A 9,568-nucleotide genomic window follows, 5' to 3' on the forward strand; every position below is an offset into this window, starting at 1 on the left:
CAACGGTGCCGACACCAACTGGATTTCCCGCACTGCCGCCCAGGTGCTGCAATCGCTTATTCCCGGCTTTGCCGTGTTGTGGGCGAGCGTGCTTGCACTTGCGACCTTTGCCGAGGCGTGGGTAGCCCTCCGGCTCAATGGCTCGCTGTCGACGCGGGCGCTGATCAAGGCGCTGGTGCCGCAAGCCGGCCTGTCGGCGCTGCTTACGGAGGCGCGGCGCAGCGGGCAGTTCGTCTGGACGCTCGGCGACTTCTCGGCGCAGATCGCCGCCGACACGGTCGAAGGCATGTTTCTGAAGGCCGACAGCGTCGCGGCGACGGTCGGCGCTTGGGTGCGGCAGACGGACTACCTTAACCCCGGCATGTTCGGCGGCGTCTCTGACTGGACCGGCGTCGCCGGCACCAGCACAGACAACGTGGTCGCGTTGCAACGCATGATCGACATTGCCAAGCTGACTGGCCTGCCGATGGTTATTTCGAACGGGCCTGGCTTCTACTGCAATGGGACGCTGTCCGCCTCGAACATGGATTTTATCTTGGCGGCAAACTTCGGCACCGGTCGTATTGTATTCGGCACCGGCGCGACCGATGGCCTGGTGATATCGCAGGATAATTTCGAGCACGCCACACACATCACGTCGCCGACACTCACGACGATCGGGCAGGAAACCGGGGCGGCGCTCAAGCTCACCTACGGGACAGTCGACAGCACCAACAACCGAAACCAGCCGCGGTGCCGGATCATCGATCCTGACATTCGCGGCGAGGTTCTGACGTCCCATGGCTGGCAGGATGGCATCGTGCTGACGGACGTTCACCGGCCTGAAATCGTTCGCCCTTCCGTGACGGGCCGCCGGGATACCGGTTTCACCGATTTTCGCAGCTTCAACAAGATGCGCTATGGGATCCGCGTCGTTGGCTCGGTAGGCGCGATCCCCAGCGATATTCGCATCATGCAGGCGCGGGTCGATCATGCGCAGGAAGGTGTGTCTGCGTCGGGCGAAGTTGAAGGCTTACTGGTCACCGAACCGGTGATGGTGGGCGTCCTGGCCGGCGTCAAGGTGCGCTACACCTCACAGCGTCCGTGGGTGCGGATCGAGGGCGGTCATATCAACTGCTTTGAGTTCGGCGTGGACATGCAGAACGCTCCACAGGCGAAAATTCTCGACATGCTGATCTACAAGTATCAGACAGCAACGCTGGCAACTGTGGGTGTGAAACTTGACGGTTGCCATTACTCCAAGGTCCGCGACCTCACTCTGATCAATAATGCCTCCACCAGCGCCGTGGTCAACGGCGAGTGGGATGGCGTGCAGATTGTCAATTCGGACTCGTGCACGATCGACGACATCACGCATGACAAGCCATCGCGCACCGTGGCTATTTCTGGCACGGCGGCCAATTGCGAGACGCGCAATATCCGGCAGAATGGTGCGTTCACCGGCGCCACGGTGGCCGAATATCTGGACACATCCTCGAACGCCAACCGGCGCATCGGCGATGGTCGCAAGATCTTCTCTGCCGGGAACAACGCCATCACCGTCACGGCGGCACAGACGACCGTCGTTACGACGCCGTCGCTCAACGTCAACAAGGGTGAGCGCTACCTTGTGACCGGCATGATCAACACGACGAAGGGCGGCACGGCCGGCGACTTCCTGACCATCCTGGCAAAATCGGGATCGGCCACGGCGGCGTTTGGCGGCAACCGTTCCAGCTGGGTCGAGCGTACGGCTCAAGCGGTCAGCGCCACCGTCTCGCATTCGGTATCCGCCGAGGTCGAGGTGACGGCCAGCGGCACGCTCACGATCGCGCTGGCCGGGCAAGCCTCGGGCAGCAACTCAGACGTGCTTGCGGGCGACGCACAGCTGACTGTGGAAATGATCTAGGCGGCTTCCAGCACGGCCGTGAATTCCAGGTCGCCACGGGCCGTGTCGTTGACTTCCACGACATTGAAAGCAAGCTCCTCTTTCTGCCGCAGGCCTACAACGATGTCGCGAAAACTCGCCGGCGTGAATTGCCAGCGATGCACATCGATATACCCGCCCTGGGCATCCTGGTATTCTTTCAACGCTTTGGCGGCAAACGGAATGATGGCATCGAAATAGCTGGGGCTTGCGTGATCGCCAGCCCAGTGGCGCCAGGCTTCGCTGTGGGTGGTAAAGGCTCGATGCTCTATGACTTTCGTCAGCGGGTGCCTTGTGTCACCCTTGGCCTCGATGATCGAATGCAGGCTGCTTTCGGTCAGGAAGTGATCGCAGCAATAGCGCTTGTCCGGTATGTCGAGGAAGTACCTGCCGCCCGGCCGCAGTATGCGGTGAACCTGTCTGAAATGGGCGATCAAGTCGGGCTGGTGCTCGATACAGTGGCAACTCACGACGGCGTCGAACTGATCCGCCACTATGCCAAGGTCGCCAACCGGTGAGACGTAGCGAATGTGGGGAACGGTTGAAGGATCGTATCCGACCTGCATGGCGCGCGCGCGCAGCTGCTCGGTGGTCATGACATCGAAGTAGCTTACATTTTCCCCTCGCACGCAAGGATTGTTGAAAGGGCCAATCTCAAGGACGGAAGTAACGGCATTTGGGACAGACGCAAAATCGCGCTTGTTTTTAAAGGTCGCGGCTAAGGGACTTGGTGAGGCCGACAGGAAAGCCCATGCCGGAAATGGAAAATGGGAAAGGATCGAGGTCAGACCAGCGTGCCACACTTTTTTTGTGCCTCCCAAAAGTAGAACAGTGCCGAATGCCTAGACCATAGCTCGCTACTCTTCCAGCGCAATTGACGATTCACCAACAGCCTTAGCCTCCGGCTCACCAACCACAAAGGCGAGCTGACATGGCAAGCAAGGGCAAGGCACAGGATCTGTTTCGTTCAAAGGCGCCGTGGATCATGGCGCTGCTGATCAGGGACTTCAAAATCGGGCTGGACGATTCCGCCGCAATCCTCGGCAATCTCGGCCATGAAAGCGGCGGCTTCGCCTCACTGCAGGAAGCCAAGCCGACCGTGCCTTCCTCGCGCGGCGGCTATGGCTGGGCGCAATGGACCGGGCCGCGCCGGCGCAGCTTCGAGGCCTATAGCCAGCGCGCCGGCCTGCCCGTCGCCAGCGACCAGGCCAACTACGGTTTCCTGTTCTCCGAGCTGAAAGGCCCGTACCGCGCGGCGATCGCCAAGCTGCAGGCGGCCAGGACGCTGAATGCCAAGGTCAAGGCCTTCGAGCTGGCCTATGAGCAGGCCGGCGTGAAGCACTATGAGAGCCGCGACCAGTGGGCGGCCGTGGCGCTCGATGCCTGGCACCAGGCGGGCGGAAGTCCGGCGCTGCCGGATTGGGCCGTGCGCACGGCAGGGAAGCCCGCCAGCGCGCAGGAGCCGGCTCCGGCGGCTCCGCAGCCCGCGCCGGCCCCGCAAACGCCTCCCAGCGCCCCGCCTGTGCCCGAAACGGTGGTGGTGCAAAAGCCCGTCGTGGTCGACCCCGGCGAGCTGCACAAGCCGGTGACCAAGACCAAGACATTCTGGACCTGGCTGCTGACCATTCTCGGCGCGCCGCTGGCGGCGTTCGGCGGGCTCGATTTCCGGGTGCAGCTGGTCATCATCGGCCTGATCGTGGCGTTCGGGATCTATGGCATCGCCCGGCGTGCGCAGCTCGCCCAGGCGGTGCGCGATCTGCGCACGAGCATCGAGGGATGATCGCGGCGCTGGCGAAAGCGGCGCTGTCGCCGGCAGGGAAGGCGCTGGGGGCGCTTCTCCTTGCCGGCTCGCTGTTGGGTGGCGTCTACGCCAAGGGCCGCGTGGACGGCCGCGCCAGCCTGGCGGCGCAGCTCGCCGGCGACCGCATCACCATCCTGAAAGACGGAAAGGCCATCGACAATGAAGCTCTTGCGGCTGACGATCCTGCTTTGTGCGCTCTGCTTGGCGGCTGCCTGCAGCCCGACGCTGACTGACCCCTGCGACGTGCTGGTGCGCATGGAACCAAAGCCGGCGACGAATTCTTATATCGTCGCCAATGACCGCAGCTTCGCCGTGTCCGTGGCACAGCATCGCGGCCGTTTCTCCAAATACCGGTGCGGGTGATGACGGTCGATTACACCATCAACCTTAGCACACTGCTGACCATAATCTTTGCTTCGGTGGCCGGCGTCGCCGCCTGGGTGACTATGCGGTTGCGAGTGACCGAACTGGAAAAGGATTTCGCCGAGCACAAGACCGGCGTCGCCAATCAGATGGCCGCCGTCAACGCGCAGTTGAAGCTGATCGCCGACCGGGTCGAGGCTATCCGCTCCAAGGGCGCCCAGGAGCTGGCCGACTTCAAGCTTGAAGTGGCAAAGGACTATGCCGGGCATATCGCCTTGCGGGAAATGGAAGCGCGCCTGGTCAAGGCGATCGATGATCTGGGCAAGCGCATCGACAAACCGACCCGCGCTGCCCGGTCATGATCCGACGCGATCGTGCGACAAATGGCAGTGGCATTTTCGTAAGCGCTTGATATCGTTTGTTTAATCACGAACTTTTAATCAGTAGGTCATGGGTTCGAATCCCATCGCGCTCACCAAATCAGGTCTCAGTATCCGTAAATCTGTGTCCGCTCGGTGTTCGCAAAATTGAGGCGGGCAGGCCCAAGGCTTTCCGCGATCACACCATAGGCTAACGCGATCACACAGTTCACAATAGAACTACAAGCGGTCGATTCCTTCAGGGATGTAGCCACTCCAAAAGCCCGTCGCAGGTCGCTCCTGTGGCGGGTTTTTTATTAACCAGGGACTGAGGGGCCACGGCGTACGGCATTGTGACCGTCAGCGCCCCGTGCAGCCTTGCACTAGTCGCTGGGGGACAAGCAATTGGCTGTCGCGCATTTGAACCCCGTCCATGTATTTTAGCATCTGCTTGAATTTCTTCTGAAGCAGGATCATGATGCAACAGGTTTGAAGGGGGTAAAGCGTCATGGAATTCGCAAGCTGCTATGACCAAAGCGCGAGCATCTTTGCGGCAACGATGTTCTTGAACATCACGGCGTTTTTCATAATTCTGGCCGCGTTTGCCGTTGCACGGCTGGTTGTAATATCCGGCGAAGGTTCCGTGAACCGGCTTCAGATCGCGTAAAGCCCCCGGAGGCATATGGCCGGAAAGAAGGTGATCGCGGTCAAGGACTGGACTTGCGCTATAAGCGACGAGCTTGGCCGTGTGGTCCTGACGATCAACCGACTTAGGGTGACGGGGTTTCGTTATGATGACGACGCCCCGACGAGCAGTGACCCCTTAGACGCTCCGTGACAGGTGCACGTCCAAGACGGCGGCTTTCTTGGCGATCAGTCCTTCCAGATCCGCATCGGATCGCTTGGTGCCGGTCCGTTCGCGCAGCAGGGAGATCACCGCGCTCATCGAAAGTTGGGCGGTACGACCGCTCAGGATGGCGTCCACCGCGCCGGCAACATCCGGGGTTTCCGTCGGTGCTCGCATGATCGGTTCCTTTCTGTTCAAGTCGGCCTCGGCGCCGCCGGCTGGTCCCCGCACGCCCCGATCGAAGATGACGGCCAGGCCGTTCTTTACGGCGAGTGCGGCGACCATGTCGTCAAGGTCGTGATCGGAAAGTGCTGGCTCCGAAGGATCGGGTTTCAGGGTTCTGCGGATCACCCGGGCAGCCTGGTCCGTCGACACAAAGCCAAAGTGCCGTTTTCTGGCCTCGACATATTGTTCGACGATCATGCTCAGACGCCGGGCTGCGATATCCCTGGGTTGCTGCATCTGGACCTCCTTCGGCTGCCGTAAAGCGCGAGCCGGCATTACCGACAGGAAATAGAGCGGCCGGTCGAATCAAACAGGGGACGGCTCATTCGACGCATCTTCCAATGATTCAGGAACGATCCCGGCGCTGATGCATTTTGGCTCTATGACCAGCTCATTGAGGGACGCCGGGACATGAAGATTGCCCATGTCGCACCGCTTTACGAGTCGGTGCCGCCAAGACTCTACGGGGGCACCGAACGCATCATCTCGTATCTTACCGAGGCGCTCGTCGACCTCGGCCACGACGTGACATTGTTCGCCAGCGGCGACACGAAGACTTCCGCCAAACTGGTGCCATGCCGCGAAAGGGCGCTTCGTCTCGATCCCCGTCCGCTGAAATCCGAGATCGCGGCGCATCTGTCGATGCTCGACGAAGTGAGGAAACGGGCCGACGACTTCGACGTCGTCCATTTCCATCTCAGCCATTTCCTGCATTTTCCTTTTTTCCGCGATATTCCACAGCGCACCGTGACGACGCCGCATGGCAGGCTGGATTACGCGGACCTCGCGCAGGCCTATGACCGGTTTCCGCGGTTTCCCATGATTTCCATATCCCGCAGCCAGCGGGCGCGGTTCGCGTCCGCGAATTGGCTGGCGACAATCCATCATGGGCTGCCGCTTGGGCTTTATGAGCCCGATTTCGAGGCAGGCACGGATGGCGCCTATCTGGCGTTCCTCGGCAGGATGTCGCGCGACAAGCGGCCGGACCGGGCGATCGAGATCGCTCGCCGCACCGGCCTGAAACTGAAGCTCGCCGCCAAGGTCGGCGATGGCGACCGCGCCTATTTCGAGGAAGTCGTGCAGCCCCTGATCGATGGCGACCGGGTCGAGTTTGTCGGCGAGATCGGCGAGGACCAGAAGAGCAGGTTTCTGGGCAATGCGGCCGCTTTGCTGTTTCCCATCGATTGGCCCGAACCCTTCGGGCTTGCGGTGATCGAGGCCATGGCCTGCGGAACCCCAGTCATGGCCTGGAGTTGCGGGGCCATGCCCGAGATCATCGATTATGGGGTCACCGGCTTTGTCGTCGAAACCATCGAAGATGCCGTCGCCTCGATGCCCGATCTCCTGCAACTCGACAGGCGAAGAATAAGAACGGTCTTCGAAAGGCGGTTTTCCGCCGACAGAATGGCCAGGGATTATGTCGCGGCGTATTCGCGGCTGACCAATGGCGTCGAGGAGAGCAGAGCCTCGTAGACCGTCACCCCGTTCGGAAACCAGCACGGGACAATCTTCTTGACCATTACCCAACTCGACGAGCGAAAGCTCGATCCTGCAATAGCACTGGCTTCGCTGGACGAAACCGCCCCCAGGGAGCCGCATCGGCTTTATGCTCTCAAGCATGGCGATTGCTTTGCCGTCGCCGATGCCTATGGCGACATACGTGGCGCCGGCGACGGCTTCTTCCGCGACGACACGCGTGTGCTTTCAGAATTTCGCCTGACAGTTGGCGGGCGGTCGCTGTCGTTGCTTGGCGCATCGCTCAGCCAGGACAACGTCCTGTTCACCACCAACCTGACCAATCTGCCGATCGAGAGCACCGCAAGCCGCCAGATTCCGCAGGGCGCGATCCATATCGAGCGCGCCAGGCTTCTGTGGGAGGAAAGGCTGTATGAACGCATCACGCTCTCCAACTACAGTCGGGAGCATTCGACGGTCCTGGTGTCGCTGCGCTTTGGTGCCGATTTTCGGGACATGTTCGAAGTCCGGGGCTCGACCCGGTCCAAACGCGGCACCGCCCACACGGCCGAGATCGACGGGAACTCGGTCGTGCTCCGCTACGAAGGCCTGGACAAGGTGGTACGAACATCCGCGATATCGTTTTCGCAGACGCCCGATCAATTGACCTCCGAGCGGGCGGATTTCTTCATCGCGATTACCAAGCGAAGCAGCCAGACGCTTTACGTGGAAGTGGGCGGCGAGACGTCAGACCGCCCCGAAAGCCGGCGGTTCCGGGCTGCCGCCGCCCGCGCCCGTTTCGGCATGCGCGCCAAGCGCCGGCACGGGGCGACACTCCACAGTTCGGGCCGCGTCTTCAATGATTGGATGGAGCGGGCCCGCGCCGATGTGGCGTTGCTCACGACGGAATTGGCGACCGGCCCTTACCCATACGCCGGGATTCCATGGTTCTCCACCGCCTTCGGCCGGGACGGCGTGATTTCAGCTCTGCAGATGCTTTGGCTCAATCCCGGCCTGGCTCGTGGTGTGCTTGCCTTTCTCGCCCAGCACCAGGCGACCGAGACCTCCCCCTTCAGCGATTCCGAGCCCGGCAAGATCATGCACGAGACCCGCAAGGGCGAGATGGCGGCGCTGAGTGAGTTGCCGTTCGGCCGCTATTATGGCGGCGTCGACACGACGCCGCTCTACATCCATCTCGCCTGCGCCTATGCGGACCGCACGGGAGACACGGCTTTCATCGATGGCCTGTGGCCATCGCTGTGCGCCGCCGCCGAGTGGATCGAGACAGCCAGTCGTTCGACAGGGTTCCTTACCTACCAGCGCGCCGCCGAGTCCGGCCTTGCCAACCAGGGATGGAAGGACAGTTTCGATTCCGTCTTCCATGCCGATGGCCGCATTCCGAAAGGACCGATCGCTCTGGTCGAGGTGCAGGGCTACGTCTTTGCAGCGTTCCAGGGATTGGCAAAGCTTGCACGGCTGCGCGGCGAAGAGGAGCGGGCCGAAAATTGGGAAATGCGCGCCGATGTCATTCGCCAACAAGTCGAACGCCATTTCTGGATCGAGGACCTCAGCTACTATGCGCTGGCGATCGATGGCGATGGCCAACCCTGCAAGGTACGCACGTCCAACGCCGGTCACCTGCTGTATGTCGGCCTTCCCGATCCGGATCGCGCACGCATGGTCGCCGACCAGCTGCTGTCGGCTTCATTCCATTCCGGCTGGGGGCTGAGGACGCTGGCTGACGACGCGATCTTCTTCAATCCGATGTCGTATCACAACGGGTCCATCTGGCCGCACGACACCGCGATCTGCGCCGCCGGACTGGCGCGCTACGGCATCCGCGACAGCGTGGTGCGGTTGATGAGCGGGACTTTCGAATCCGCGGTTCATTTCAACATGCGGCTGCCCGAACTGTTCTGTGGGTTCACGCGCGCGGCCGGCGAAGCGCCGATTGCCTATCCAGTGGCTTGCCTGCCGCAGGCCTGGTCCGCAGGTTCCGCCTTCATGCTCATGCAGGCCTGCCTCGGCCTTCAGATCGATGGTGGGACGAACGAAATTCACGTGACCCAGCCGCGCTTGCCGATAGGTATCGACAATCTCGTCATTCGTCATCTCTCGGTAGGACATGTGGCGGTGGATCTGACGTTTCAACGCGTGGGAGATCGTGTCGGCGCCTTCCTTGCGGATGCGCATGAGGGACTGGTGCCTCTGGTGGTCAGGAGTTGAAAAATCGGAACCATCATGTGTGCGGAACGTTGGATCACCACGCCAAGGATGCCGGAGTTCCTGTCGGTGGATCTGCCGCATCCCATTGAAAGGTAATCAATTCGAAATGCCCGACAACAGTTCGTACCTGGTCGTCCCTTCGGCCGCACCGTGGCTATTCATTCTCGCAATTGTCGGTATCTTATGCATCGCGCTTGCGGTGGTGGTGTCACGGGCGCATCGGGCCAGAAACACGAAGCGCGCCAGTCTCGAACCAGGACCCGTTCGCGGTCCATTGCCGGAATTCGAAAAGAACGGGCAATCCGCGACCGCCGCGCTCGTCCAATGGTCGCCGGAAACTCTGCGTCACATTTTGGCGAAGGAACTTCCCGATGCGCAGGTGATCG

Annotated in this window: 7 protein-coding genes and 2 pseudogenes; 7 read left to right on the forward strand and 2 right to left on the reverse strand. The window is 61.3% G+C overall.

The annotated features are described in order from the left end of the window. A pseudogene (locus EOA36_RS17345) lies at positions 1–1,888 on the forward strand (hypothetical protein); the annotation flags it as partial. Here EOA36_RS17345 and EOA36_RS17350 read toward each other — a convergent pair. After that, positions 1,885–2,502 carry a methyltransferase domain-containing protein gene (locus EOA36_RS17350; RefSeq protein WP_348629812.1) on the reverse strand — a complete coding sequence of 206 codons (618 nt, stop codon included), beginning with the start codon at positions 2,500–2,502 and terminating at the stop codon, positions 1,885–1,887. The pseudogene EOA36_RS17345 and the gene EOA36_RS17350 sit on opposite strands and share 4 nt — an antisense overlap. A 389-nt stretch (positions 2,503–2,891) precedes the next feature. On the opposite strand from EOA36_RS17350, the gene EOA36_RS17355 reads away from it, so the two are divergent. The 3 genes from EOA36_RS17355 to EOA36_RS17365 all read left to right on the forward strand — a co-directional run bounded on the left by EOA36_RS17355 (position 2,892) and on the right by EOA36_RS17365 (position 4,432). Continuing rightward, positions 2,892–3,686 carry a phage tail tip lysozyme gene (locus EOA36_RS17355; protein WP_127278675.1) on the forward strand — a complete coding sequence of 265 codons (795 nt, stop codon included), beginning with the start codon at positions 2,892–2,894 and terminating at the stop codon, positions 3,684–3,686. Further along, on the forward strand, positions 3,683–3,940 hold the full coding sequence (locus tag EOA36_RS17360; RefSeq protein WP_127278676.1) for a hypothetical protein: 258 nt from the start codon (positions 3,683–3,685) through the stop codon (positions 3,938–3,940). The genes EOA36_RS17355 and EOA36_RS17360 overlap by 4 nt, the downstream gene beginning before the upstream one ends. A 129-nt stretch (positions 3,941–4,069) precedes the next feature. Further along, positions 4,070–4,432, forward strand: a complete 363-nt coding sequence (locus tag EOA36_RS17365) for a hypothetical protein (RefSeq protein ID WP_127278677.1) — start codon at positions 4,070–4,072, stop codon at positions 4,430–4,432. Between the two features lie 820 nt (positions 4,433–5,252). On the opposite strand, the gene EOA36_RS37320 is transcribed toward EOA36_RS17365, so the two are convergent. Further along, complete coding sequence (locus EOA36_RS37320) at positions 5,253–5,738, reverse strand: hypothetical protein (protein ID WP_189522883.1); 486 nt, start codon at positions 5,736–5,738, stop codon at positions 5,253–5,255. Between the two features lie 174 nt (positions 5,739–5,912). Here EOA36_RS37320 and EOA36_RS17385 point away from each other — a divergent pair, with 174 nt between their 5' ends. The 3 genes and pseudogenes from EOA36_RS17385 to EOA36_RS37770 form a co-directional block, all read left to right on the forward strand. Continuing rightward, positions 5,913–6,974, forward strand: a complete 1,062-nt coding sequence (locus EOA36_RS17385) for a glycosyltransferase family 4 protein (RefSeq protein WP_127278678.1) — start codon at positions 5,913–5,915, stop codon at positions 6,972–6,974. A gap of 45 nt (positions 6,975–7,019) precedes the next feature. After that, positions 7,020–9,182: an amylo-alpha-1,6-glucosidase gene (locus EOA36_RS17390; RefSeq protein ID WP_127278680.1), complete on the forward strand. Its 2,163-nt coding sequence runs from the start codon at positions 7,020–7,022 to the stop codon at positions 9,180–9,182. 106 nt (positions 9,183–9,288) lie between these two features. Then, positions 9,289–9,568, forward strand: a pseudogene (locus tag EOA36_RS37770) (trehalose-6-phosphate synthase); the annotation flags it as partial.

Source organism: Mesorhizobium sp. M8A.F.Ca.ET.021.01.1.1 (genome assembly GCF_003998025.1).
GTDB lineage: Bacteria > Pseudomonadota > Alphaproteobacteria > Rhizobiales > Rhizobiaceae > Mesorhizobium.